Source organism: Geodermatophilus sp. DF01-2, from assembly GCF_004571065.1.
GTDB lineage: Bacteria > Actinomycetota > Actinomycetes > Mycobacteriales > Geodermatophilaceae > Geodermatophilus.
Genome location: NZ_SPQN01000028.1, coordinates 1 through 22,961 on the forward strand (window position 1 = coordinate 1; position 22,961 = coordinate 22,961).

The following is a 22,961-nucleotide window of genomic DNA, read 5'->3' on the forward strand; positions in this document are numbered from 1 at the left end:
CGGCCGCGGTGCGGCGGGTGAGCGCCAGCACCCCGCCGGCGACCAGCGCGACCACCGACCCGAGCTGCACCGCGGCCACCACGCCGGCCTCGGTCGCCAGGGCGGCGCCGTCGGCCGGGAAGCCGGGCTCTCCCGAGGCGAGGGAGAACAGCGAACCGAGCAGCTGGACGTAGGCGGTGGCCAGAGCGACCACGGCGGCCTGCACGAAGGCCAGCACCGCCGCGGCGATGACCTGGCCGGGCCGCCGAGACCGGGACGGGGGCGCCGGCCAGGGCGCCGGCCACGGCGCCCCGTACGGCGCGGAGCCGTAGGGGTGCGGAGCGGCGGGATGCGGGACCGCCGGGTACGGCCAGCCGCCGGGCGCACCCCGGTACGGCGTCGTCGGGGGCGGCCCGGCGTAGGGCGTGCCGGGGTCGGTCTCCGTGGCCGGGTCCGACCACGGGTCGCGCGGGATGCTCACGCCGCTGTCTGGTCGGCGCTCACAGCGCGGCCGCCAGGGCCCGGCCCGCGACACGGCCGGAGAACAGGCAGCCGCCGAGGAAGGTGCCCTCCAGCGAGCGGTAGCCGTGCATCCCGCCGCCGCCGAAGCCCGACGCCTCACCGGCGGCGTAGAGACCGGGGAAGACCTCGCCGCCGGGCTGCAGCACCCGGCCGGAGAGGTCGGTCTCCAGGCCGCCGAGCGTCTTGCGGGTCAGCAGATTGAGCCGGACGGCGACCAGCGGACCGGCCTCCGGGTCGAGCAGCCGGTGCGGCGGGGCCACCCGGATCAGCTTGTCGCCGAGGTAGGTGCGGGCGCCGCGGATCGCGGTGACCTGCAGGTCCTTGGTGAAGGGGTGGGCGACCTCGCGATCGCGGGCCACGACCTCCCGTTCGACGTCGGCCAGCCGCAGCTCGGGGGTGCCGCCGGTGACCCGGTTCATCCCGGCGACCAGCTCGGGCAGCGTCCGCGCGACGACGAAGTCCTTCCCCTTGTCGAGGAACGCCTGCACCGGGGCGGCGACGCCGGCCTTGACCCGGCCCAGCAGCAGCTTGACGTCCCTGCCGGTGAGGTCGGGGTTCTGCTCGGAGCCCGACAGCGCGAACTCCTTCTCCACGATCTTGTGCGTGGCGACGAACCAGGTGTGCTCGTACCCGGTCTGTCCGATGTGGGCGAGGGTCCCGAGGGTGTCGAAGCCGGGGAACAGGGGCACCGGCAGCCGCTTGCCCGTGGCGTCGAGCCAGAGCGACGACGGGCCGGGCAGGATTCGGATGCCGTGCCGCTGCCACACCGGCGAGTGGTTGGCGATGCCCTCGGTGTAGTGCCACATCCGGTCGCGGTTGATGAGGTTCGCCCCGGCGGCCTCGGTGGCCTGCAGCATCCGGCCGTCGACGTGCGCCGGGACGCCGGAGAGCAGCCGCTGCGGCGCCGGGCCGAGGCGGGCCGGCCAGTTCTGCCGGACCAGGTCGTGGTTGCCCCCGATGCCGCCGGAGGTGACGACGACGGCCTGCGCGGCGATCTCGAACGGCTCGACCTCGGTGCGCGAGCTGGCCTCCCCCCGCGGGGCGTCGCTGGGCTCCAGCACGGCGCCGCGGACGCCGGTCACCGCGCCGCCGTTGACGACGAGCTCGTCGACGCGATGGCGGAACCGCAGCTCCAGCAGGCCCCGGTCGGCGGCGGCCCGGACGCGGCGGGCGAACGGCTCGACGATCCCGGGGCCGGTGCCCCAGACGATGTGGAAGCGCGGCACGGAGTTGCCGTGGCCGGTGGCGGTGTACCCGCCGCGCTCGGCCCAGCCGACCACCGGGAAGAACCCGATGCCCTGCTCGCGCAGCCACGCCCGCTTCTCCCCCGCCGCGAACTGCAGGTAGGCCTCGGCCCACCGGCGCGGCCAGTGGTCCTCCGCGCGGTCGAAGGCCGCGGTGCCGAGCCAGTCCTGCCGGGCCAGCTCGAGCGAGTCGCGCACCCGCAGCCGGCGCTGTTCGGGCGAGTCGACGAGGAAGAGCCCACCGAAGGACCACCAGGCCTGCCCGCCGAGGGATGCCTCGGGCTCCTGCTCGAGCAGCACCACCCGCTTGCCGGCATCGGCCAGCTCCGCGGCGGCGACCAGCCCGGCCAGCCCCGCACCCACCACGACGACGTCAGTGTCGGTCACGGCCCGCACGCTAGCGGGTGCGCACCGTCCGGCGGTTCTGGTCGGGGGGCCGCGTCGCCCGGCCGGGGCGCGTCCACTCCCGCACCGGGCGGCGGACGGCGAGCACCAGGCACCCGACCGGCCCGGCGAGCAGCAGCAGCGCCCATCCCGCGGCCCGGCCGTCGCCGAGGACGCCGAACAGCCCCGCCAGCGCGAGCAGGGCCAGCAGCGGCAGCACGCTCGCGGTGGCCAGCACCAGCCAGCCGCGGGCCCGGCCCAGCCATACCGTGGCCGCCCCGACCACCGCCCACACCGCCAGCAGCAGCGGCGCCAGCAGGAACCAGCGCCAGCCGGGCTCTGGCCCCCGGAGCAGGTAGCCGAGGTAGAGGTCCTCGGCGGCGACGAGCACGCCGAACGCAGCGGCGAACGGGACGAGCACCGGGCGCCCGGCCGGGGGCTGCGGAGCGGCCGGGAGGCGGGGTGCCGCCCTGGGCGATCGCCGCGTCGCCGCCCGGCTGCGCGAGGAGGACGACGCCATGACCGGCAGCGTAGGTCGGCCGCTGCGAGGCGTCAGCGGGCGCGGCGCGGCCGCGTGGCCACCCAGTGGCGCACCCGCGGGGTCGCGGCCAGCACCGCCGCGAGCACCGGGACCACCAGGAGCAGCAGCGGCCAGCCCAGTCCTCCGGCCTCCTCGGTGGTGGAGGCAGCCCAGATGACCGCGGCGGTCAGCAGCGCCACCGGGACGACGGCGAGCACGAGCAGCAGCCAGCTGCGCCGGGCCAGCAGCCACGTCGCGCCCAGCACCTGCAGCAGCGGCGCGGCGAGCAACAGGTAGGTCCACGGGTCCGGCCCGGCCGCCGCGCTCAGCCCGCCCAGCGCGACGGCGACGACGGCGAGGAAGGTCGTGGGCAGAGCCCCCACGAGGCCGAGGACGCCGGCGGCGAGCGCGAGCGGCGGCATGCGCGCGTCGGGCGAAGGGACGTCGCGGCGCCGGCCCACGCCGGAGGATGAGGCCATGTCGGAGGATGAGGCCATGCCCGCAGGTTAGGGCTCATGCCTGATCGTGGACCCCGGCCGGACCTCGCCGGCCATGTACAGAGGAGGCTGTCGACCAGGGGACCCAACCGTATGGCTTGCTCCCGAGCAGTCACCTGAGCAGGTGCCGCGCGCCATCGTCGGTGCCGGTCACAGATCCGCGTACTGGCGGAACCACAGATCAGCGGGCGGGTCTTGCGAGAAACCCCTTCCTGCCACCGGAGCGAGCCTGCAGCAACGCCCGGAAAGAGTTCCTCCTACGGGACGACCGGCGAGTCAGTCTTCGCGACAAGATGAGGACATCGGGAGGAACCGGGCACCGCCGGGGTGCGACCACCAGTTGCAGAACCCGTCGCGACTGACGAAGGGTGACCGGGAATGGTCCGGCAGGACAGCCAACCGCGAGCGGGCGCCAGACGCCTGAGGGCCGTACCTGCGGCCGTGGCTACCGTCGTGCTCCTGGTGGCGGTGGCAGCAGGGCTCTCCGCATGCTCCTCAGCAACGGCGTGCACCGAGGTGGGATGCGGCAGCCAGGTCACCTTCGATCTGGAGTACGACCTCGAGGCCGGAGACCTCTACCTCGTGGAGGTGTGCGTCGACGACTTCTGTCGCACGCAGACTCTCGAGGTCCCAGAGGACCGCGACGGGGCGCTCCCGGTTACGGAGGTCGGCGACCTCGGACTCCAGACCGACAGGGACATCATCTACCTCGCACTTCCCGACGAGCGGGACTGGAGCGGAACCCACGTCGCAACGCTGGCGGTACGTGACGCTGAGGGCAGGGTTGTCAGTGAGCACGAGGGAGACGTCGACTTCGAGAGTGTGCAGCCCAACGGGACGAACTGCCCGCCGGTGTGCTGGCTGGCTGAGGTGAACGCTTGATCATGCCCCCCGGTGCTCTTCAGGCTCGCCGCGGCCGCGGTCTTCGCGGTCGCGCCCCGGGCCAACCGGCGCCCTGCGCTCACGCTCGGGCTGACGGCGGTCGCCGCCGTCGCCGGCTTTCTGTTGGTCTCCGCGCCGGACTTCGTCGAGCATCTGCTGATCGAAGGCTGCTGAGCCACCGCAGGCTGCCGTAGGACCGTTGCCGCAGGTCGTCCGCGGGTCTTCTCGACGCGGCCGGTCCCGGACCGGCGCTACGGTCCGTTCGTGGGTATCGAAGTCGTGCGGCTGGGCGCGTGGTGCGACATGGAGACCGTGGAGGAGTACCGGGACCGGTTGCTGGCCGGGGCGGATGCTGCCGATGATCAGCCGGAGGACGCCGGTTCCGGTGGGGAGCCGCAGCCGGCGTTGTTCGTGCCGGGTCCCGACTGGCCGTCAGCCGAGGAGCGCGATGCTCTCGGGCTGTCCTTCCGTGTCGAGGAGTTCGCTGTCCTGGCCGACGGCCGGCGTCTCCGGCTGCATGCCGACCGCGGGTTCGGGTTGGGAGGCCTCGCGGGGGTCGACCCGTGGCAGCACGTGACCCTCGAGAGCCTCGAATCAGATGTGCGCGCCACGGTCCTGCCCGACGACGCCGAGGAGACGGGGGAGGAGCACCCGTGGGAGTGGCTCTCCGACCTGCTGCGCACCCAGGGGATCGATGCAGCCGCCGAGGAGCTCCGAGGGCTGCCCTACGACGTGGAGTTCAGCGAACGCCTCCGGGCGCGCGTGACGGGGGGAGCATGATGGGACCGCCCCCCGCGCCGGGGGATGGCGCGCCGGCGCCGCCATCGCCACCGCCCCGTTCGTGGAGCAGCACGGACGTGATCGGCGGCGCCCTCTTCGGTGATGGGCAGAGGGAGTGGATCGCCTCCTTGCGGTCACGGCACGACCCCCGATGCGACGTGCAGCGTGGAACTGTCCGGCCACGACCTCATGACGCTCCGGGCGGGCTGAGAAGGCATCCCTGCGGGCGTTCGGGGAGCACCGAGAGCTTGACGGGGGCGCAACCCGCCCGGAGGGCGGATGGCAGCGATTCCGACGGCACGTCGGGGAACCGATCTGGCGGCTCGAGGATGCGGGAGCCGAACCCGGCACCCTCGTGATCCACAGCGAAGAGGCCGTCGAACCGCGCGACCGGGAGCGCTCGGTGTGTCGCTGCGGCGAGCAGCGCGTCCAGGTCCACCGGCGAGGAGGTCCGGGCCTCCTCGACCTGTTCGGCCATCATCCGGTCGTAGGCCGGCTTCTGCGCCGACCGGGAGACACCATCGGCGTGCAGCGGAGGTCCTGACTGCACAGCCGACACAGCGCAAGGGCGTATGTGGGTCCTCCCGGGTGGCGTCGTGCACGACGATCTCCTCGGCGGCCACCCGGTCGGTCTCGACGTCCGCGGTCCCCGGACTCGTTGCGGACCGCGCCGGGGACGACGCTGTCCCCGGCTGTGGCGGCCTACGACATGAAGGACGTCACTTGTCGTCACGGCGATGGAGGTCGAGTACGTACCAGCTCCGATCCGGTCTCCCCGAGCCGTTGTCCGTATTCTGTCGAGGCCAGTGCATCGCACAGCACGCGAAACCTGACGGGAGCATGCGTCGGGCCTCCGCGGCTCCCTACGGGCCCTGTGAGTGGCGGCCTGGCGCCTGGGGGCAGCTCAGCCCGCCGGCTGGGGTTCGCCGGCCGCGGAGCGGCGCCAGGAGGCGTGCAGGCGCGCGTAGACACCCTCGGCGTCCACCAGGTCGGCATGGGTACCGCGCTGGACCACCCGGCCGGCGTCGACGACGAGCACCTCGTCGGCCCGCTCGGCGGTGGAGAGGCGGTGGGCGATGGTGAGCGTCGTCCGCCCGTCGGTGAGCCGGTCGAGGGCGTGGGTGAGCCGGCGCTCGGTCGCCGGGTCGACGGCGCTGGTGGCCTCGTCGAGGACCAGCAGGTCGGGGTCGGCCACGTAGGCACGGGCGAGCGCGACCAGCTGCCGCTCCCCCGCCGACAGCGACTCGCCGCGCTGGCCGACCGGCGTGGCGACCCCGTCGGGCAGCCCGGCCACCCACGCGGCCAGGCCGAGCTTCCCGAAGGCGGCGCGCACGTCGTCGTCGGTGAGCCCGGGGCGGCCGTAGCGGACGTTGTCGGCGACGGTGGAGTCGAAGAGGAAGCCGTCCTGCGGCACCATCACCACCCGCTGCCGGAGCGAGGCGAACGCGACCTCCTGGAGCGGCACCCACCCGGCGGCGTCGTCGCCGAGCAGCACCCGCCCCTCGGTCGGGTCCATCAGCCGGGTGACCAGCTTGGCGAACGTCGTCTTGCCCGATCCGGTCTCGCCGACGATGGCCACCCGGCGGCGCGGCGCGATCTCCAGGTCGACGTCCTCCAGCGCCGGGCGCGCCCCCGGCGCGTAGCGGAAGGTCACGTGCTCGAAGCGCACCCCCAGCGGCGTGTGCGGCAGCTCGCGGTCCGTCGCCACGTCATCGGAGGGGCTGCCGGCCCCAGCAGGGTCGCGGACGTCGGGCTCGGTCTCCAGCACGTCGAGCACCCGGCGGAACCCGGCGATCGCGTTCTGCGCCTCGTTGAGCACCTCGCTCGCGGTCTGCACCGGCGCGACGAAGAGGGTGACGAGGAAGAGGAAAGCGATCAGGGTGCCGGGGGTGATGTCGCCGTCCAGGCCGAGCAGGACGCCGACGACGACCACGGCGACGTTGGCCAGCGCGGCGACGAACTCGCCGCTGACGAAGACCGCCGCGGTGACCCGCTGCGCGCGCACCTGCGCCCGGTAGTGCCGGCCGACGGCCTGGTCCAGGCGGGCGGCGGTGCGCTCGCGGATGCCGTAGGCGCGCACCGTGGAGGCGCCGACCACGGACTCGGAGACCGCGGCCAGGACGTCGCCCACCCGCTCGCGGACGAAGCCGTAGACGATCGCCAGCCGCGCGGCGAAGAAGCGGACGGCGATCGCCAGCGGGACGAAGCAGACGAGCACCACCAGGGTCAGCTGCCACGAGTAGACCGCCATGACGACGGTGGCCACGAGCAGCTGGCCCAGGCTCACCACGCCGAGCACCCCGCCCCACTGCATGAAGGTGGAGAGCTGGTCGACGTCGCTGGTCACCCGGGAGACCAGCGAGCCGCGGCGCTGCCCCTGCTGGTGCAGCACCGACAGGTCGTGCACGTGGCGGAACGCCCGCGAGCGCAGCCCGGCCAGGGCGGTCTCCGTCGTCCGGAACAGCCGGACGTTCATCCGGTAGACCGCGACCACGGTCAGCAGCACGACGACGGCGCTGACCAGCACCACGTTCCGGACCAGCTCCAGGTCCGGGCCGCCGGAGCCGGCCAGGCCGCGGTCGATGACCTGCTGGACGGCGATCGGGACGACCACCCGCCCGGCGGTGGCGACCAGGGCGAGGGCGAAGGTGGCCGGCAGGCCGCGGCGGAACTCCGGCATCATCGCCAGGCCCCGGCGCAGAGTGGCGAAGGCGCCCTCCTCGCGGTGCCGCTCGGCGAGACCGGCCGCCGTGGTGCTCACGAGCCCTCCTCGCTGGCGCTCGTCGGCCGCGTTCGCGGTGCTGCTGTGCCCATCGGTGACCTCGCGAGCTCGCTCACGCCGCCACCTCCGTCTGCGCGTACGCGCGCACCAGCGCGGCGTAGCCGGGGACCTCGGCCAGCAGCTGCTCGTGGCTGCCGCGGGCGAGCACCCGGCCCCCCTCGAGCCACACGACCTCGTCGGCCAGCGCGATGGTGGCCTGCCGGTAGGCGACCACGACCACGGTCGAGGGCCGGTCGGCGTCGCGCAGGGCGTCGAGGATGCGCGCCTCGACGGCGGGGTCGACGGCGCTGGTCGCGTCGTCGAGCACCAGCAGCCGGGGACGGCGGACCACGGCACGGGCCAGCGCGATCCGCTGCCGCTGCCCGCCGGACAGCGTGGCGCCGCGCTCCCCCACCCGGGTGTCCAGGCCCTCGGGCAGCCGGTGCACCACGTCGTCGACGGCGGCGATCCGCAGCGCCGCCTCCACCTCGTCGTCGGAGAGATCCGCGCCGAGGGTCACGTTGCCGCGGACCGTGTCGTCGAAGAGGAAGGTGCCCTGCGGGACGAACGCGGCCTGGGCGCTGACCTCGCCCTCCCGGAGCCTGCGCAGGTCGACCCCGTCGAGCAGGACCTCGCCGCTGCCCGGGTCGACCAGCCGGACGAGCAGGCCGGCCAGGGTGGACTTGCCCGACCCGGTCGGCCCGACGACGGCGACCGTGCTGCCGGCCGCGACGTCGAAGGTGATACCGGACAGCGTCGGCCGCGCCGCCCCGTCGAAGCCGTAGTCGACCCCGCGCAGCCCCACGCCGGCGCCCCCGGTGCCCGCGGCCGCGACCGCGGTGCCGTGCGGCGTCTCGCCGGTCGCGTCGAGCACCGGCGTCACGCGGTCGAAGCCGGCCAGCGCGCGCGGCAGGTCGGCCAGCACCCAGCCGATCGCGCGGATCGGCAGGGCCAGCAAGGTGAACAGGTAGGCGATGGAGACCAGGTCGCCGGCGTCGGTCGCGCCGTCGCTGACCCGGGTGGCGCCGATGAGCAGCACGGCCAGGGTGCCGAGGTTGGGCAGCGCCTCCATGAGCGGGTCGAACAGCCCGCGCACCCGGCCGACCGCGACCAGGCTGTCACGCAGCTCGTCGGCGCGGTCGGCGAACCGGCGGGTCTCGACGTCCTCCCGGCCGAGGGTCTTGACCACCAGGGCGGCGTCGAAGCTCTCGTGGGCGATCTCGCTGACCTCGGCGCGCAGCTGCTGGGCCCGCCGCATCCGCGGGCTCATCGCCTGCGAGTAGACCGCGTTGACGACGAACACCAGCGGGAAGACGACCAGGCCGACCAGTGCCAGCCACGGGTCGGTGGCGACCAGCGCGGCGACGGTGATCCCGATCATCACCACGGCGCCGCAGGCGAAGGGCAGCGGCGCGACGAAGAACCAGGCCGCCTCGACGTCGGAGTTGGCGTTGGACAGCAGCTGACCGGTCGGGTGACGCTGGTGCCACGACAGCGGCAGGCGCAGGTACTGGCCGGTGACCCGGCGGCGGTAGTCGGCCTGCAGCCGGTAGCTCATGATCCCGGCGAACAGCCGCCGGCCGAGGATGCCGAGGATCTTGAGGACGGCGACGCCGAGGATGGCGACCGAGGCCAGGGTCAGCGCGCCGGCGGAGGCGACGCCGTCCCTCAGGGCCGGCAGGACGACGCGGTCGGTGACCTCGCCGAGCACGTAGGCGCTGGCCACCGTCATCCCGCCGTAGAGGCTGCTTGCCAGGAAGGCCAGGGCGAACATGCCCGGCTGCTCGGCGATCGCGCGCCCCACGTGGCGCATCCCTCGCCGCACCACGGCGTCTCGGCGGCGGGGCACAGCTCTCCTCGGTGGTCGTGCGGGCGGCGCCTGCGACTGTACTTAGGAGCGCTAAGGGGTCGCGCGCCGTTTCCGGAACCCGCCTGGTCGGTAACCCCCGTCGATGACCGCCTCTTCCCCGCCGCTGGCCGAGCGTGAGCGCGCGGCGCTCGCCGACCTCCTCGAGGAGCTCGGTCCCGGGGCGCCCACGTGCTGCGCCGGCTGGACGACGGCCCATCTGGCCGCGCACCTCGTCGCCCGCGAGCGGCGCCCCGACACGCTGCCCGGCTACGGGGTCGAGCAGCTGGGGGTCGCCGGACCGCTGTCGGCGTGGTCGCACCGGGTGGAGGACCGGCTGCGGAGCACGACGTCCTATCCGGAGGTCGTCGCCCGCCTGCGCTCGGGCCCGCCGCCGTGGGCGCCGCTGGGCTGGCCGCCCGTGGCGCAGGCGCTCAACACCACGGAGTACGCCATCCACCACGAGGACGTCCGTCGCGCGCAGCCGGACTGGAAGCCGCGCGCCCTCTCGGTCGCCGACCAGGACGCGCTGTGGCCGGCCGCGACGGTGTTCGCGCGGCGGGCCGCCGGCCGCCGCGGGCTGGTGCTCCGGCGCAGCGACGCCACGGGCGTCGAGAAGCGGATCGGCGCCGGCGGGCGCACGGTGACCGGCGAGCCGCTCGAACTGCTGCTGTGGGTGTCCGGCCGCCGCGACGTCGCCCGCGTCGAGTAGGAGGACCGTCTGCCCCCCGCCACGCGCGCGCCAGGCCCCGTCCAGAGGCTCGCCGCGAGCTTGCGAGCGGTGAGGAGGACGGGGTCCTCATACCTGCAGGGGGTCAACGGGGTCAGCCGGAGCGCGGACGCGGCAGGCGCCCGGACGGGGCGATGTTCTGGTTGAGGCAGAACAGGTTGTCCGGGTCGTAGCGGTCCTTGAGCGCGACGAGGCGCGCGTACTTCTCCGGCCCGAACGCGGCGCGGACCCGGTCGGCACCCTCGTCGCCCAGGAAGTTCAGGTAGGCGCCGGCGGCGGCGTACGGCTTCACCGACCCGGCCAGCTCGCGGGTCCAGGCGACGTTGCGCTCGTCGTCGGACGGGTCGGGCCACATGCTCAGGAAGTGGACGTTCCATGGCGCGTCCCGCAGGTCGAAGGCCGTCTCCTCCCTCGGCACCCGCGACAGCGCACCGCCGCCGGGCGCGAGGATGACCTGGGTCATCGGCGACGGGACCCGGCCGGTCCGCTCGGCGATCCCCTCGATGCCCTCGTCGGGCAGCTCGCGGAGGAAGTCCGCCGTCCACCAGTTGCGCATGCCCCGCGGGCAGGCCAGGTCGAGCATCTGCTGGATCGCCGTGTAGGGCATCGGCTGGACCATCGTCACCATCGGGAAGCCGTACTCGATCAGCGGGCGCAGGACCGTCCGTCCCTCCTCCACGTCGCCGGCGTACACGACGACGATCCCCAGGACCGGGCGGCCCCGCACCGGCTCGGGCACGAACGGCTCCGGCGGGGCGGAGATGAACGCGGCCGCGCCGCCGACCTCGTCCGGCGCCTGGTTCATGAAGTCGCGGTAGTGCCGGACGACGTCCACGGTGTCGTCGTGGGGGTACATGAGCATGCCGCCGAGGAGGACCGGCCCCATCGGAGAGGCGCGGAAGTCGAAGCGGGTGACCACGCCGAAGTTGCCGCCGCCACCGCGCAGCGCCCAGAACAGGTCGGGCTCCTGGTCGGCGCCGACCTCGAGCACCTCGCCCGTTGCGGTGACCACCTGGGCACCGGTGAGGCTGTCGCAGGTGTAGCCGAGCTTGCGCTCCAACCAGCCGCTGCCGCTGCCGAGCGCGAGCCCACCGACTCCCGTCGAGGACACCCGGCCGCCGGTCACCGCGAGCCCGTGTTCCTGGGTGGCCGCGTCGAACTGTCCCCACGTGGCGCCGCCCTCCGCGCGCACCGAACGGTCCGACACCCGGACCTGCACCCGGTTCATCGGCCGCAGGTCGAGCATCAGCCCGGCCTCGCACACCGCGTGCCCCACGACCCCGTGCCCGCCGCCGTGCACCGCCAGCGGCAGGCCGGCGTCCCGCGCGTGCCCGACCGCGGCCACGACGTCGTCGGTGTCCGTGCAGCGGGCGATCAGGGCCGGCGACCGGTCGACCATGCCGTTGAAGACGCGGCGCGCGTCGTCGTAACCGGGGTCGCCGGGCCGGAGCACCTCCCCCCGGAAGCCGCGGATGCCGGACTGCACGGTCGGGGTGGCCATCGCTGCCTCCTGCGGAGAGCGGGTCCGGCGATGCTCGCACCGGAGCGGGGACTCGAGGACGGACCTTGGTCCCACGCCCCGGCGACTGCCCGCGTGGCCGTCACCGGCTGCAGTGCCGGGGTGCGCGTGCGCTCCGCTACGGCAGCGGATGGTCGGTCTCCCGGCGGATCGGGACGCCGGCGTCGCCGAGGGCGCCCTTGACGTCGCCGACGCGCAGCTTGCCGAAGTGGAAGACGGTTGCGGCGAGGACGGCGTCCGCGCCGGCCTCCACCGCGGGCGGGAAGTGTGCGGGCTCTCCCGCGCCGCCGCTGGCGATGACCGGCACGGTGACCTCGCGGCGCACGGCGCGGATCAGCTCGAGGTCGAAGCCGGCCTCCGTGCCGTCGGCGTCCATCGAGTTGAGCAGCACCTCACCCACCCCGAGCGCGGCGGCCTGCACCACCCACTCCACGGCGTCCCGGCCGGTGCCGCGCCGCCCGCCGTGCGTGGTGATCTCGAAGCCGGAGTCGGTGACCGCGCCGTCCCGGCAGCGGCGTGCGTCGAGGGAGAGCACCAGGACCTGGTTGCCGAAGCGGTCGCTGATCTCGCTGATCAGCTCCGGCCGGGCCACGGCCGCGGTGTTGACCGCGACCTTGTCCGCGCCGGCCCGCAGCAACCGGTCGACGTCGATGACCGACCGGACGCCGCCACCGACGGTCAGCGGGATGAACACGCTCTCCGCGGTCCGGCGGACCACGGCGTAGGTGGTCTCCCGGTCGCCGGAGCTCGCGGTGATGTCGAGGAAGGTCAGCTCGTCGGCGCCCTCCGCGTCGTACACGCGGGCCATCTCCACCGGGTCGCCGGCGTCGCGCAGGTCGACGAAGTTGACGCCCTTGACCACCCGGCCGGCGTCGACGTCCAGGCACGGGATCACGCGCACGGCCAGGCTCATGCTCCCGTCCTCCGGACCGCATCGGCCTCGATCTCCACCAGCATCGCGGGGTCGATCAGCGCGGCGACCTGGACCATCGAGGTGGCCGGCCGGACGTCGCCGAACACCTCGCCGTGGGCGCGGCCGACGTCCTCCCAGCGGGAGATGTCGGTGACGAACAGCCGGGTGCGGACGACGTCGGCGACGGAGAACCCGACCCGCTCCAGGGCGGCGGCCAGGTTGGCCAGCGCCTGGCGGGTCTGTGCCGCCGCGTCCCCCGGGTGGACCACCTCGCCGTCCACCGTGGCGGTCGTGCCGCTCACCCAGGCCATGTCGCCGTGCACCACCACGCGGCTGTAGCCGACGATCGCCTCCCAGGGGGTGTCGGAGCCGGACCGGACGATCCTCACGAGGCCAGCTCCCCGATCACGCGTCCTCCTCGCTGGCGCTCGTCGGGCCCGTGCCCGGCGGTGCTGTGCTCAGGCGTGACCTCGCGAGCTCGGTCACGTGCAGCGCCTCGGGCAGCGTGAAGGCGCCGGCGTAGAGGGCCTTGCCGACGATCGCGCCCTCGACGCCGACGGGGGTCAGCCCGGCCAGCGCGCGGATGTCGTCGAGCGAGCTGACCCCGCCGGAGGCGACCACCGGGCGCGGCGTGGCGGCGCAGACCTCCCGCAGCAGGTCCAGGTTGGGACCGCGCAGCGTGCCGTCCTTGGTGATGTCGGTGAGCACGTAGCGGGCGCAGCCCTCGGCGTCGAGGCGGGCGAGGGTGTCGTAGAGCTCGCCGCCCTCGCGGGTCCAGCCGCGGGCGGCCAGTCGGGTGCCGCGGACGTCGAGGCCGACGGCGATCCGGTCGCCGTGCTCGGCGATCGCGCGGGCGCACCACTCGGGCGACTCGAGCGCGGCGGTGCCGAGGTTGACCCGGCGGCAACCGGTGGCCAGGGCCGCGGCCAGCGACTCGTCGTCCCGGATGCCGCCGGAGAGCTCGACGTCGACGTCCAGCTCACCGACCACGCGAGCCAGCAGGTCACGGTTGCTGCCCCGGCCGAACGCGGCGTCGAGATCGACCAGGTGCACCCATTGCGCGCCGTCCCGCTGCCACTGCAGCGCGGCGTCCAACGGGTCGCCGTAGGAGGTCTCGCTGCCGGCCTCCCCTTGCACGAGGCGGACGGCCTGGCCGTCGGCGACGTCGACGGCGGGGAGGAGTTGGAGCTTCGGCACGCCCGACAGCCTAGGGACCTCCGCGCGGTGGCCCGCGTCAGCTCCCGGGCGCGTACCGGGCGGCGAACCGCCCCGGGGTCAGGTCGGTGACCCGGGCGAAGTCGCGGGTGAAGTGGGCCTGATCAGCGTAGCCGAGCAGCGCCGCCACCTCGCCGAGGCTCGACGGGCGGGCGCGCAGCCGCTCGGCGGCCTCCTGCAGCCGCCGGCGCTGGATGAGCCACTTCGGCGTCAGACCGAGCCGGCGGTGGACCAGCCGCTGCAGCGTCCGCTCGGACAGCTCGAACCGGGCGCAGACCTGGGCCACCCGGGTGACCTCGCGGTTCCCCTCGACGAAGGCCACGATCCGGTTGACCAGGGTGCCCTCGGCGTCGACCCGCAGGAGCGGGCGCAGCGCGTCGCCGAACGCCGCCATGGCGGCGCCGTGGGCAGTCGGTGCGTGCGGGTCGGAGGCCATCGCTTCCCGGACCCGCACGGTCAGCCGCTCCCCCGCGGCGCCGAGGACGTCGGCCACGTCGACGTACCGGTTGGTGTACTGGCTCATCGGGCCTCCGGCGACGAGGCTGCCCGCGGCCGGCGCGCACATCACGCCGGCCGCCCAGCCGGTGCCGGTCAGCGTGGTCGTGGACAGCCCGGAGACGACGCCGTAGAAGCGCGCGTACTCGGCGGAGACGACGACCAGCGACACGGGGTACTGAAGCACCCGCTGGACCGACTCCCGCCCGGGCGGTACCGACCACACGGGGATCCAGAACCGCTGCAGCAGCCCGTCGAACTCCGCGGCGGCCTCGTACCGGTACAGGACGTGCGATGCGTCCCCCGGCTCCTTGAGGTGGGCACGCTCGATCACGTCCAGCGCAGCCGGTGCGTCCTCCGGCCGGTCTTCGTCGGGTTTCATCAAGACCGAGCCTGCCCCACGTTCCTACGGTCGGCCCGTGAACACGACAGCGACGCAGTACGCCGCGGCCGACCGGCCGCTCATCGACGTCCTCGACGCCGTGCCCCCGTCCGGCTGGACCAACCCGTCGCCCTGCGAGGGATGGTCAGCCGCGGACGTCATCGGGCACATGATCGAGACACAACGGGAATTCCTCACCACCCACGGCGTGGACCTGGGCGAGGCGCCGGACGTCGCCGCCGACCCGGCCGGCGCGTGGCGGAGACACGCGAAGCGCGTCGCCGACGCGTTGGCCGACGACGCTCTCGCGGCGACGGAGTTCGACGGCTTCTTCGGGCGCACCACGGTCGGCGCGGCGATCGAGCAGTTCTACGTCTGGGACATGCTCGTGCACCGCTGGGACCTCGCCCGGGCGGTCGGCGCCGCCGACCGGTTCACCGACGACGAGCTGGACCGGATCGAGGCGGCCGCAGAGCTCGACGGCGAGGCGCTGTACATGGAGGGCATCTGCGAGCCGGCCGTCGACGTGCCGGATGACGCCGACCGGCAGACGCGCGTCCTGGCCCGGCTCGGCCGCTCGGCCTGAAAGAGGACCCCCTCCTCCCCACCCCTCGCGAGCTCGGGGCGGTACCCGGGAGGGGGCCGAAGCGCCGCTCGTTCGCCGGGTGACAGGGGTGGCGCCACGGAGCCGTGCCCTGGAGCTCGCTGATGTCGTCCGCCGGCACCGGCCGGTCCTCGACCGCCACCCGGGCCGGCCGGTGCCGGCTCGATCAGTCCTCGTAGTGGTACCGGCAGGCGGCGATCCGGATCTCGTCCCCGCCGTACTTGTAGACCAGTCGGTGCTCCGCGGTGATGCGGCGCGACCAGTAGCCGGAGGAGCCGTGCTTCAGCGGTCCGGGCTTCCCGATTCCGGCATCGCCGTTGCCCTCGATGTCCTTGACCAGGGCGTTGATGCGCCGGAGGACGCGCCGGTCCTGGGTCTGCCACCAGACGTAGTCGTCCCAGGCCGACTCGTCCCACACCAGCTTCACTCAGCGAGGTCTCGCGGAACCCCTGAACCTGCCTCCAGGCGCTCGATGGAGGCGAGCAGCCGCCGGGCGTTGGCCGGGTTGCGCAGCAGGTAGGCCGTCTCCTTGAGCGCTTCGTAGTCCTCGAGCGCGACCATGACCACGGGGTCACGGCCGGCGCGCGTGATGATCACCTCTTCCCGGTCGTCGACGACCGCGTTCAAGGTCTCCGCGTACCTGGCGCGGGACTCCGAGTACGTCATCGTTCGCATGAGTCGGACCTCTCTTGTCGCGTACAAGAAACCGTACGCACCGGCGTCGCCGTGGACGAGCTGCCACACGCGAGGCCCCTCTCGGCGGGGTTCCGACCGTTCCGGCAGGGTGCCTGCCGTGGAGTTCTCCGACGTCGTCCGCCGGCGGCGCATGGTGCGCGACTACGACCCCGACCGGCCGGTGCCGCCCGAGGTGCGCGAGCGGCTGCTCGAGCACGCGTTGCGCGCGCCGTCGGCCGGGTTCACCCAGGGCTGGGCGTTCCTCGTGCTCGAGACGCCCGGGGAGCGCGACCTGTTCTGGTCGGTGACGGCGTCCGCCGGCGCTCCCGACGGGTGGCTCACCCGGATGCGCCGGGCGCCGCTGCTCGTGGTGCCGCTGTCGTCCAAGGCGGCCTACCTGGACCGCTACGCCGAGCCGGACAAGGGCTGGACCGACCGGGACGAGGCGCGCTGGCCGGTCCCCTACTGGGACGTCGACACCGGCATGGCGGCGCTGCTGATGTTGCTGACCGCGGTCGACGAGGGGCTGGGGGCGTGCCTCTTCGGCGTCCCGGCCGAGCGGGTGGACGCCTTCCGGGCGGCGTTCGGCGTGCCGGACACCCACCGCCCGGTCGGCTGCCTGTCGGTCGGCTACCCGGGCGGTGAGGACCGCCGGTCGCCGTCCCTGCGGCGCGGACGGCGGGGGCTCGACGACGTCGTCCACCGCGGCCACTGGTGAGCGGACTCGAGACCGGCCTGCTGGCCGCCGCCGTCCTGCTCGGCGCGCTGACCCAGCGGGCCACCGGGCTGGGCTTCGCCCTGGTGGCCGCCCCCTTCCTCGTCCTCGTGGCCGGACCCACGGCCGGGGTCGCGCTCAGCAACGCGCTGTCCGGGACGCTGTGTGCCCTGGTCCTGGCCCGGACCTGGCGGCAGGCGCTGTGGCGACAGGTCGCCCTCCTCGCGGTGCCGGCGCTGCTGGCGGTCCCGCTGGGCGTGCTGGTCGTCCGCAGCCTGCCCGAGGGGCCCCTGCTGATCGCCGTCGGGACGTTGTCCGTCGCCGCCGTCCTGGTCGTCGCGGTCGGCCGCCGCCGCGAGCTCCTGCCCGGTCGCGGGTCGGCGGCCGTGGCCGGCGCCCTCTCCGGGTTCATGAACGCCACCGCCGGGGTCGGCGGGCCCATGGTGACCGCCTACGCGGTGTCGCGGCACTGGCCGCTGCCGGTGTTCATCCCGACCGCGCAGGCGACCCTGCTCCTGGTCAACGTCGCCTCGCTCGCCGGCAAGGGCCTGCCGTCGCTCGGCGTCGTGGGATGGGTGGTCAGCGGGGTGGCCCTGGTCGCGGGCATCGTCGCCGGCGAGGCGGTGGGCTCCCGCCTGGGCGCCGCCCGTGGGCTGCGCCTGGTGATCGCCGTCGCGTTGGCCGGTGGGGTCGCGGCTGTGGTGCGGGGCCTGGCCGCGCTCTGACCCACCCGGCAGAGGTGCTGCCCGGCGGCTGGTTGACTGCCCGCTCGTGACGATCGACACGGCCGGCGCCCCCTCCTCCCGCGCGGTGCTGGTCACCGGCGGCTCGCGCGGCATCGGCCGGGCGACCGCGCATGCCTTCGCCGCCGCGGGCGACCGCGTCGCGGTGCACTGGGGCGCCTCCCGCGAACGTGCCGCGCGGGTCCTCGCCGAACTGCCCGGGAACGGGCACGTCCTGGTGCAGGCCGACCTCGCCGACGCCGACGAGGTGGGCCGGATGGTCGACGAGGCCGCCGCAGCACTGGGCGGGCTGGAGGTGCTGGTCAACAACGCCGGGGTGTTCACCGCGCACCCGCCGCTGTCGGTCTCCTACGAAGAGTGGCAGGCCGCGTGGTCGCGGACGCTGGCGGTCAACCTGCTCGGCGCGGCGAACGCGACCTTCCGCGCGGTGCCGCACCTCGTCGCGGCGGGTGGCGGCGCGGTGGTCAACGTCTCCAGCCGCGGCGCGTTCCGCGGTGAGCCGGACACCCCGGCGTACGGTGCGTCGAAGGCGGGGCTCAACGCGTTCGGCCAGTCGATGGCGATCGCGCTGGCCCCGCACGGCATCTCCGTCGGCACCGTGGCCCCGGGCTTCGTGCAGACCGAGATGGCCCGGGAGGTGCTCGACGGTCCCGGCGGGGACGCCGTCCGAGCGCAGTCGCCCTACGGCCGGGTGGCCCGGCCGGAAGAGGTCGCCTCGGCGGTGCTGTGGCTGGCCTCGCCCGGCGCACGGTTCTCCACCGGGACGATCATCGACGTGAACGGCGCCTCGTACCTGCGCAGCTGACCGCGCCGCGCGGGGACACTCGGAGCATGGCCCTGCCCTCGCCCCGGCTCCCCCGCCGTGCGGGACGGCGCACCAACGTGGGCCTGCTCGCGCTGCTCCTGCTGGCCGGCGGGACCGGCGTCCTCGCCTTCGCCGTCGGATCGCCCGGCCCCGCGCGGCTGGTCGTCGCGGCCCACGGCGCCGCCGGGCTCGGGCTGCTGCTCCTCGTCCCCTGGAAGGCCGTCGTGGTGCGCCGGGCACGGCGCCGTCCGGCCGGGAGACGGGGCAGCGGCGGGGTCGCCCTCGGCGTGGCCACGCTGGTCACCCTGCTCACCGGCGTGCTGCACGCCGTCGGGGTCACCGGGCCGTGGTCCTGGTCGGCCGGCGTCCCGGTGCTGCACCTGCACGTGGCCGCCGGGGTGGCGACCCTCGCCCTGGTCGTCGTCCACGCGTGGGGACGGCGTCAGCGGCCGCGGGCCACCGACCTCGACCGCCGCGGGCTGCTGCGGGCCGGCGGGCTGGCTGCCGGCGCGGCCGCCCTGTGGGTCGCCGGCGAGGGCCTGATCCGGCTGACCGGCGCACCGGGCGCCGAGCGGCGGGCCACGGGGTCCTTCGAGCGCGGCACCGACGAGCCGGCTGCCATGCCGGTCACCCAGTGGTTCACCGACACCGTCCCGGAGGACGTCCCGGCGACGCTGGAGCTGGTCGGCGCCGGCCGCCGGGTGCGGGTGCCGGTGGCCGACCTGGACCGCGGGGACGCCGTCCGCGCGGTGCTGGACTGCACCGGCGGCTGGTACGCGACCCAGGACTGGCGCGGCGTCCGCCTCGACCGGCTGCTCGGGGAGCACCTGGGCCCGGACCTGCCGGCCGACGGCAGCATCGACGTCGTCTCTGTCACCGGCTTCCGCCGCCGGCTGCCGCTGCACGACGCCGGGCGGCTGCTGCTGGCCACGCACGCGGCGGGCCGACCGCTCTTCCCGGGACACGGGGCACCGGTGCGGCTGGTGGCCCCGGGCCGGCGGGGCTTCTGGTGGGTCAAGTGGGTGGCGCGGGTCGAGGTCGTCGACGCGCCGTGGTGGCTGCAGTCGCCGTTCCCGCTCCAGTGACCGGGGTGGGTCAGAGCGTGTGCAGCCAGTTGGTGAGCAGCTGGGCCCCGGCGTCCCCGGACTTCTCCGGGTGGAACTGGGTGGCCGACAGCGCGCCGTTCTCCACCCCGGCGACGAACCGGTCGCCGTGCTCGGCCCAGGTCACCAGCGGGGCGGCCAGCGGGGACGGCGGGCCGTCGGATCCGAGCGGGAAGTTGCGCACCCCGTAGGAGTGCACGAAGTAGAAGCGCTGGTCCTCGAGCCCGTCGAACAGCACCGTCTTCTGCGGCACGTGCACGGTGTTCCAGCCCATGTGCGGTAGCACCGGCGCCTGCAGCTGCTCCACCACGCCGGGCCACTCGCCGCAGCCCTCGGCGTCGTGACCGTGCTCGACGCCGCGCTCGAAGAGCACCTGCATGCCCACGCAGACCCCCAGCACCGGACGGCCGCCGGCCAGCCGGCGGCCGATCACCCGCGGGCCGTCGACGGCCCTGAGGCCGGCCATGCACGCGGCGAAGGCACCGACCCCGGGGACGACGAGGCCGTCGGCCTCCAGGGCGGCATGGGGGTCGGCGGTCACCGTGACGTCGGCACCGACGCGGGTCAGTGCGCGTTCGGCCGAGCGGAGGTTGCCCGAGCCGTAGTCGAGGACCGCCACCTTCCTACGGACCTTCTTCACGGTTGCCACGGTACGTGGGAGCGATCGCGCGCCTGACCGGATTCCCGCAGGCGCGGTGGTGGCCGTCGCACCGCCCGACCGAGGACGGCGCAGCCGCCGGTGCGACGAGCGCGGTCACCGACGTCAAGGGCCTCGGGACATCTGTGGACAGGCGTCTGACCTGCCAATACGTGTTGTCAAGTCGCAACGGCCGCGGTAGGCTTCGTACAAACGTTCGAGTCAAGTGGGAGGTGTCGTGGAGGAGCTGCTGGCCGCTCTGGACACCCTCGCCGCTGACGACCTCACGCCGATGTTCGGTCCGCAGCTGCTCGACCGGCTGCGCCCGCTGCTGGTGGCGCAGAACCGGTTGGCCGCGGAGATCGCCCGTACGGTGCGCGCGTGCGAGGTGTCCGGCGCCGCGGAGGTCGACGGGCTGAAGACCATGCCGTCCTGGCTGCGCGGGCACGGGCACCTGTCGACCGCGGAAGCGGCGCGGGTGGTGCGCGCCGGGCGGGCGCTGGAACACCTGCCGGCTCTCGCTTCGGCCTTCGCGGCCGGGCAGGTGACCGGTGAGCAGGCGGCGGTGATCGGCCGGGTCGCCGAGCCGGAGCACCTCGCGATGGCCGCCGAGCAGGGCGTGGACCTGGGCGCGGTCGACGCCGTGCTGACCGAGGTGGCGGTGACTTGTCCGCACGCCGAGGTGGCCAAGGCGGTGCACCACTACCTCGACCGGCTGGACGCCGACGGGCCCGAGCCCGACCCCACCGAAGGGCGGCGGCTGGTGATCACCAAGCACGCCGACGGGTCGATCTCCGGCCAGTTCGACCTGGATGCGGTGGGTGGGGAGAAGCTGCAGGCGGCGCTGGAGTCGCTGGTGCAGGCCGGCCGCTGCGCCGGCGATGAGCGCACCCGCGCCCAGCAGCAGGCCGACGCGCTGGTGCAGCTGTGCGACAACCAGCTGGCTTCGGGGAACCTGCCGATCCTGCGCGGCGTGAAGCCCCACGTGATCGTCAAGGTCGTCCTCGAGGACCTGGCCGACCCGGCCACCAACCCCGGGGCGGCGGACATGGGTTTCGGGGCCACGATCTCCGCCGCCCGGGCCCGGTGGGTGGCCTGCGACGGGCAGGTCAGCCGGATCGTGATGGGGCCCGACGGGGTGCCGCTGGACTACTCCCGCACTGTCCGGCTGTTCCCGGCGCACGTGCGCCGGGCTGCGGAGGTCCGCGACGGCGGCTGCGTGTTCGCCGGCTGCGGAGCACCGACCTGGTGGTGCGACATGCACCACCAGCTGGAGTGGATCCACGGCGGCGAGACCAACCTGGACAACGCCGCTCTGCTGTGCGAGCGCCATCACACCAAGGTCCACCACGGGTTCCGGGTGGAGCGCCAACCCGACGGCCGATGGCGGACCTGGCGACCCGACGGCACCGAGATCATCACCGGGCCATCATTTCTCGACACAGCCGCTTGACCCGAACCCACTCCACGCCGAGCCGCACGATCCTCGAGGTCGTGCGGCTCGGCGTGCGTGCACGCCGGCGCGCGTCAACGGTGGGCCGGCAGTCGACCGACGCCCACCCACGGGCCTCGGTCGGCTGCCGGCTATCCGCGTGTGCGAGGACGGGAATCGGGGGCCGCCGCCCATCACCGGGGCCCGTGGCCGTCCTCCCAGGGCAGCACGGTGAGCTCCGGCCAGACGCTCGTCCAGCGCGCCGCCTTGGCCTCGTACACGTGTCGCGGGGCGGGGCCGCGCCGGTTCCGCCGAACCACGAGCCCGAAAAGGTCGTCGTAGCCGTACGGCGCGTAGACGCGGGGTCGGCCGTCGGAGTCGACGGTGACGCCGTAGCAGCAGCACACGGCGGCGAACGAGTCGATGGCGTCGGCGCAGTCCCGGAACGGCGGGGCCGGGGTGCCGAAACGGTCGGCGTACCACAGGTGCACCCGGGCCTCGTTGCGGATCTCCACCGGCACGGGGAGGTCGCCGAACAGCTCGGCGCCGCGGCGGATGACGGCGTCCTCGGCGTCCCAGGAGGTGTCGGAGTCGAAGTAGAACAGGTCGGCGTCCCGGACCCCGGTGCCCGTCGGACGCCCGGTCAACTCGTTCCACACCGCCTGGAACAGCACACCGGCGGTGAGCCACAAGTCCCCCACGCCCAGCTCCGGGGCGCGTTCCAGAACCGCCGCCACCGTGGAGTCGGCGAGGACGGCGTCCAGGAAGCGGGCCTCGTCGCTCACACCAGGCGCAGGATGCCTGACGCGGTGGCCAGTACCGCGCCCACGAGCAGGACGACGGCGAAGCCGACCTGCGGGCCGGTCCGCCCGCGGGTGTCGGAGTCGGCCTTCCAGATGCTGTAGGCCCCGCCGAGCAGGAACCCGCCGAGGACCAGGAGGACGACGCCGAAGCCCACCTACAGGGCGCCCTTGGTGGAGGGGACGTCGGTCACCCGCGGGTCGATCGCGACCGCCGCCCGCAGCGCCCGGGCCAGCGCCTTGAACTGGCCCTCGACGATGTGGTGGGCGTCGCGGCCGGCGTAGAGCACCCGCACGTGCAGGCTGATCCGCGCGTTGAAGGCGAAGGACTCCAGCACGTGCTTGGTGAGCGACGTCGGGTAGTCCGGCCCGATCATCGGCGTCATGTCCTCGGGCTCGGCGTGCACGAAGTACGGCCGACCGGAGAGGTCGACCGCCGCCTGCGCCAGCACCTCGTCCATGGGGATCGTGGCGTCGCCGTAGCGGGTGATCCCCTTCTTGTCCCCCAGCGCCTGGGCGAACGCCTGGCCGAGGGCGATGGCGACGTCCTCCACGGTGTGGTGGGCGTCGATGTGCAGGTCGCCGTCGGCCTGCACGGTGAGGTCGATGCCGCTGTGCTTGGACAGGGCGGTCAGCATGTGGTCGTAGAAGCCCACTCCGGTACTGATCGAGCTCTTCCCGGTGCCGTCGAGGTCCAGCTCGACGACGAGCTTGGTCTCGCTGGTCTCGCGCTCGACGCGTGCGGTGCGGCTCATGACCCCGAGTCTCCCAGGTGCTG

Annotated in this window: 28 protein-coding genes; 10 read left to right on the forward strand and 18 right to left on the reverse strand. The window is 74.4% G+C overall.

Features of this window, described 5'->3' with window-relative positions:
- From E4P41_RS22035 to E4P41_RS09740, 4 genes are all read right to left on the reverse strand, one after another.
- On the reverse strand, positions 1 to 460 hold a 460-nt coding region (locus tag E4P41_RS22035), incomplete at its 3' end, for a hypothetical protein (RefSeq protein WP_209307630.1).
- Positions 461 to 479: 19 nt separating this feature from the next.
- Positions 480 to 2,132: an FAD-binding dehydrogenase gene (locus E4P41_RS09730; RefSeq protein ID WP_135140979.1), complete on the reverse strand. Its 1,653-nt coding sequence runs from the start codon at positions 2,130 to 2,132 to the stop codon at positions 480 to 482.
- 10 nt (positions 2,133 to 2,142) lie between these two features.
- Positions 2,143 to 2,649, reverse strand: coding sequence for a hypothetical protein (locus E4P41_RS09735; protein WP_135140981.1), 507 nt, complete (start codon positions 2,647 to 2,649; stop codon positions 2,143 to 2,145).
- 32 nt (positions 2,650 to 2,681) lie between these two features.
- Positions 2,682 to 3,146, reverse strand: coding sequence for a hypothetical protein (locus E4P41_RS09740; RefSeq protein WP_135140983.1), 465 nt, complete (start codon positions 3,144 to 3,146; stop codon positions 2,682 to 2,684).
- 441 nt (positions 3,147 to 3,587) lie between these two features.
- Here E4P41_RS09740 and E4P41_RS09745 point away from each other — a divergent pair, with 441 nt between their 5' ends.
- The 3 genes from E4P41_RS09745 (at position 3,588) to E4P41_RS09750 (ending at position 4,808) form a co-directional block, all read left to right on the forward strand.
- The gene (locus tag E4P41_RS09745) at positions 3,588 to 4,028 is read left to right on the forward strand and encodes a hypothetical protein (protein WP_135140985.1); all 441 of its coding nucleotides are present in this window, start codon (positions 3,588 to 3,590) and stop codon (positions 4,026 to 4,028) included.
- Positions 4,029 to 4,040: 12 nt separating this feature from the next.
- Positions 4,041 to 4,202: a hypothetical protein gene (locus tag E4P41_RS22040; RefSeq protein ID WP_167761009.1), complete on the forward strand. Its 162-nt coding sequence runs from the start codon at positions 4,041 to 4,043 to the stop codon at positions 4,200 to 4,202.
- A 90-nt stretch (positions 4,203 to 4,292) separates the two neighbouring features.
- Positions 4,293 to 4,808 carry a hypothetical protein gene (locus tag E4P41_RS09750; protein WP_135140987.1) on the forward strand — a complete coding sequence of 172 codons (516 nt, stop codon included), beginning with the start codon at positions 4,293 to 4,295 and terminating at the stop codon, positions 4,806 to 4,808.
- A 187-nt stretch (positions 4,809 to 4,995) separates the two neighbouring features.
- Here E4P41_RS09750 and E4P41_RS23150 read toward each other — a convergent pair whose 3' ends face one another.
- From E4P41_RS23150 to E4P41_RS09765, 3 genes are all read right to left on the reverse strand, one after another.
- A complete protein-coding gene (locus E4P41_RS23150; protein ID WP_245177228.1) occupies positions 4,996 to 5,286 on the reverse strand; it encodes a hypothetical protein in 291 nt (96 codons plus the stop codon).
- Positions 5,287 to 5,712: 426 nt separating this feature from the next.
- Positions 5,713 to 7,569: an ABC transporter ATP-binding protein gene (locus tag E4P41_RS09760; protein WP_245177229.1), complete on the reverse strand. Its 1,857-nt coding sequence runs from the start codon at positions 7,567 to 7,569 to the stop codon at positions 5,713 to 5,715.
- 73 nt (positions 7,570 to 7,642) lie between these two features.
- A complete protein-coding gene (locus E4P41_RS09765; protein ID WP_245177230.1) occupies positions 7,643 to 9,418 on the reverse strand; it encodes an ABC transporter ATP-binding protein in 1,776 nt (591 codons plus the stop codon).
- A gap of 103 nt (positions 9,419 to 9,521) precedes the next feature.
- Between E4P41_RS09765 and E4P41_RS09770 the strand changes: the two genes are divergently transcribed.
- The gene (locus E4P41_RS09770; protein ID WP_135140989.1) at positions 9,522 to 10,127 is read left to right on the forward strand and encodes a TIGR03085 family metal-binding protein; all 606 of its coding nucleotides are present in this window, start codon (positions 9,522 to 9,524) and stop codon (positions 10,125 to 10,127) included.
- Positions 10,128 to 10,239: 112 nt separating this feature from the next.
- Here the strand turns inward: E4P41_RS09770 and E4P41_RS09775 are convergent, their stop codons facing one another.
- From E4P41_RS09775 to E4P41_RS09795, 5 genes are all read right to left on the reverse strand, one after another.
- A complete protein-coding gene (locus E4P41_RS09775) occupies positions 10,240 to 11,646 on the reverse strand; it encodes an FAD-binding oxidoreductase (RefSeq protein WP_135140991.1) in 1,407 nt (468 codons plus the stop codon).
- 136 nt (positions 11,647 to 11,782) lie between these two features.
- Positions 11,783 to 12,577 carry an imidazole glycerol phosphate synthase subunit HisF gene (hisF, locus tag E4P41_RS09780; protein ID WP_135140993.1) on the reverse strand — a complete coding sequence of 265 codons (795 nt, stop codon included), beginning with the start codon at positions 12,575 to 12,577 and terminating at the stop codon, positions 11,783 to 11,785.
- Positions 12,574 to 12,966, reverse strand: coding sequence for a RidA family protein (locus E4P41_RS09785; RefSeq protein ID WP_135140995.1), 393 nt, complete (start codon positions 12,964 to 12,966; stop codon positions 12,574 to 12,576). The genes hisF and E4P41_RS09785 overlap by 4 nt, the downstream gene beginning before the upstream one ends.
- A 16-nt stretch (positions 12,967 to 12,982) precedes the next feature.
- On the reverse strand, positions 12,983 to 13,774 hold the full coding sequence (gene priA, locus E4P41_RS09790) for a bifunctional 1-(5-phosphoribosyl)-5-((5-phosphoribosylamino)methylideneamino)imidazole-4-carboxamide isomerase/phosphoribosylanthranilate isomerase PriA (RefSeq protein WP_135140997.1): 792 nt from the start codon (positions 13,772 to 13,774) through the stop codon (positions 12,983 to 12,985).
- Between the two features lie 37 nt (positions 13,775 to 13,811).
- Positions 13,812 to 14,669, reverse strand: coding sequence for a helix-turn-helix domain-containing protein (locus tag E4P41_RS09795; RefSeq protein ID WP_135140999.1), 858 nt, complete (start codon positions 14,667 to 14,669; stop codon positions 13,812 to 13,814).
- Positions 14,670 to 14,706: 37 nt separating this feature from the next.
- Here E4P41_RS09795 and E4P41_RS09800 point away from each other — a divergent pair, with 37 nt between their 5' ends.
- A complete protein-coding gene (locus tag E4P41_RS09800; protein WP_135141001.1) occupies positions 14,707 to 15,255 on the forward strand; it encodes a TIGR03086 family metal-binding protein in 549 nt (182 codons plus the stop codon).
- Positions 15,256 to 15,439: 184 nt separating this feature from the next.
- On the opposite strand, the gene E4P41_RS09805 is transcribed toward E4P41_RS09800, so the two are convergent.
- Together E4P41_RS09805 and E4P41_RS09810 are read right to left on the reverse strand one after the other, a co-directional pair.
- A complete protein-coding gene (locus E4P41_RS09805) occupies positions 15,440 to 15,700 on the reverse strand; it encodes a Txe/YoeB family addiction module toxin (protein WP_135141003.1) in 261 nt (86 codons plus the stop codon).
- A complete protein-coding gene (locus tag E4P41_RS09810; protein ID WP_245177231.1) occupies positions 15,697 to 16,017 on the reverse strand; it encodes a type II toxin-antitoxin system prevent-host-death family antitoxin in 321 nt (106 codons plus the stop codon). Before E4P41_RS09810 ends, E4P41_RS09805 begins: the two co-directional genes overlap by 4 nt.
- Positions 16,018 to 16,066: 49 nt before the next feature.
- On the opposite strand from E4P41_RS09810, the gene E4P41_RS09815 reads away from it, so the two are divergent.
- From E4P41_RS09815 to E4P41_RS09830, 4 genes are read left to right on the forward strand one after another with little or no spacing between them, the layout of a single operon-like run.
- Positions 16,067 to 16,666 (forward strand): nitroreductase family protein, encoded by a 600-nt coding sequence (locus E4P41_RS09815; RefSeq protein ID WP_135141007.1) that lies wholly within the window; start codon positions 16,067 to 16,069, stop codon positions 16,664 to 16,666.
- Positions 16,663 to 17,388, forward strand: a complete 726-nt coding sequence (locus E4P41_RS09820) for a TSUP family transporter (RefSeq protein WP_167761010.1) — start codon at positions 16,663 to 16,665, stop codon at positions 17,386 to 17,388. Before E4P41_RS09815 ends, E4P41_RS09820 begins: the two co-directional genes overlap by 4 nt.
- Before the next feature lie 46 nt (positions 17,389 to 17,434).
- Positions 17,435 to 18,211 carry an SDR family oxidoreductase gene (locus E4P41_RS09825; RefSeq protein WP_245177232.1) on the forward strand — a complete coding sequence of 259 codons (777 nt, stop codon included), beginning with the start codon at positions 17,435 to 17,437 and terminating at the stop codon, positions 18,209 to 18,211.
- Positions 18,212 to 18,237: 26 nt separating this feature from the next.
- On the forward strand, positions 18,238 to 19,296 hold the full coding sequence (locus E4P41_RS09830; RefSeq protein ID WP_135141010.1) for a molybdopterin-dependent oxidoreductase: 1,059 nt from the start codon (positions 18,238 to 18,240) through the stop codon (positions 19,294 to 19,296).
- Positions 19,297 to 19,306: 10 nt separating this feature from the next.
- On the opposite strand, the gene hisH is transcribed toward E4P41_RS09830, so the two are convergent.
- On the reverse strand, positions 19,307 to 19,954 hold the full coding sequence (gene hisH / locus E4P41_RS09835; protein WP_135141012.1) for an imidazole glycerol phosphate synthase subunit HisH: 648 nt from the start codon (positions 19,952 to 19,954) through the stop codon (positions 19,307 to 19,309).
- A 235-nt stretch (positions 19,955 to 20,189) separates the two neighbouring features.
- Between hisH and E4P41_RS09840 the strand changes: the two genes are divergently transcribed.
- Entirely contained in the window at positions 20,190 to 21,404 is a 1,215-nt protein-coding gene (locus E4P41_RS09840) for an HNH endonuclease signature motif containing protein (protein WP_135141014.1), read from the forward strand.
- Positions 21,405 to 21,577: 173 nt separating this feature from the next.
- Here the strand turns inward: E4P41_RS09840 and E4P41_RS09845 are convergent, their stop codons facing one another.
- From E4P41_RS09845 to hisB, 3 genes are read right to left on the reverse strand one after another with little or no spacing between them, the layout of a single operon-like run.
- Complete coding sequence (locus E4P41_RS09845; RefSeq protein ID WP_135141016.1) at positions 21,578 to 22,168, reverse strand: nucleotidyltransferase family protein; 591 nt, start codon at positions 22,166 to 22,168, stop codon at positions 21,578 to 21,580.
- Positions 22,165 to 22,341, reverse strand: coding sequence for a hypothetical protein (locus E4P41_RS22045; protein WP_167761011.1), 177 nt, complete (start codon positions 22,339 to 22,341; stop codon positions 22,165 to 22,167). Before E4P41_RS22045 ends, E4P41_RS09845 begins: the two co-directional genes overlap by 4 nt.
- On the reverse strand, positions 22,342 to 22,938 hold the full coding sequence (gene hisB, locus E4P41_RS09850; RefSeq protein WP_135141018.1) for an imidazoleglycerol-phosphate dehydratase HisB: 597 nt from the start codon (positions 22,936 to 22,938) through the stop codon (positions 22,342 to 22,344).
- Positions 22,939 to 22,961: the final 23 nt, after the last annotated feature.

Bases quoted from the DNA above. Each gene is read 5' to 3' on its own strand.
- E4P41_RS09830 (WP_135141010.1), top strand. From the start codon at position 18,238: ATGGCCCTGCCCTCGCCCCGGCTCCCCCGCCGTGCGGGACGGCGCACC.
- E4P41_RS09795 (WP_135140999.1), bottom strand. From the start codon at position 14,669: ATGAAACCCGACGAAGACCGGCCGGAGGACGCACCGGCTGCGCTGGAC.
- E4P41_RS09775 (WP_135140991.1), bottom strand. From the start codon at position 11,646: ATGGCCACCCCGACCGTGCAGTCCGGCATCCGCGGCTTCCGGGGGGAG.
- hisB (WP_135141018.1), bottom strand. From the start codon at position 22,938: ATGAGCCGCACCGCACGCGTCGAGCGCGAGACCAGCGAGACCAAGCTC.
- E4P41_RS23150 (WP_245177228.1), bottom strand. From the start codon at position 5,286: ATGGCCGAACAGGTCGAGGAGGCCCGGACCTCCTCGCCGGTGGACCTG.
- E4P41_RS09735 (WP_135140981.1), bottom strand. From the start codon at position 2,649: ATGGCGTCGTCCTCCTCGCGCAGCCGGGCGGCGACGCGGCGATCGCCC.
- hisF (WP_135140993.1), bottom strand. From the start codon at position 12,577: ATGAGCCTGGCCGTGCGCGTGATCCCGTGCCTGGACGTCGACGCCGGC.
- E4P41_RS09740 (WP_135140983.1), bottom strand. From the start codon at position 3,146: ATGGCCTCATCCTCCGACATGGCCTCATCCTCCGGCGTGGGCCGGCGC.
- E4P41_RS09770 (WP_135140989.1), top strand. From the start codon at position 9,522: ATGACCGCCTCTTCCCCGCCGCTGGCCGAGCGTGAGCGCGCGGCGCTC.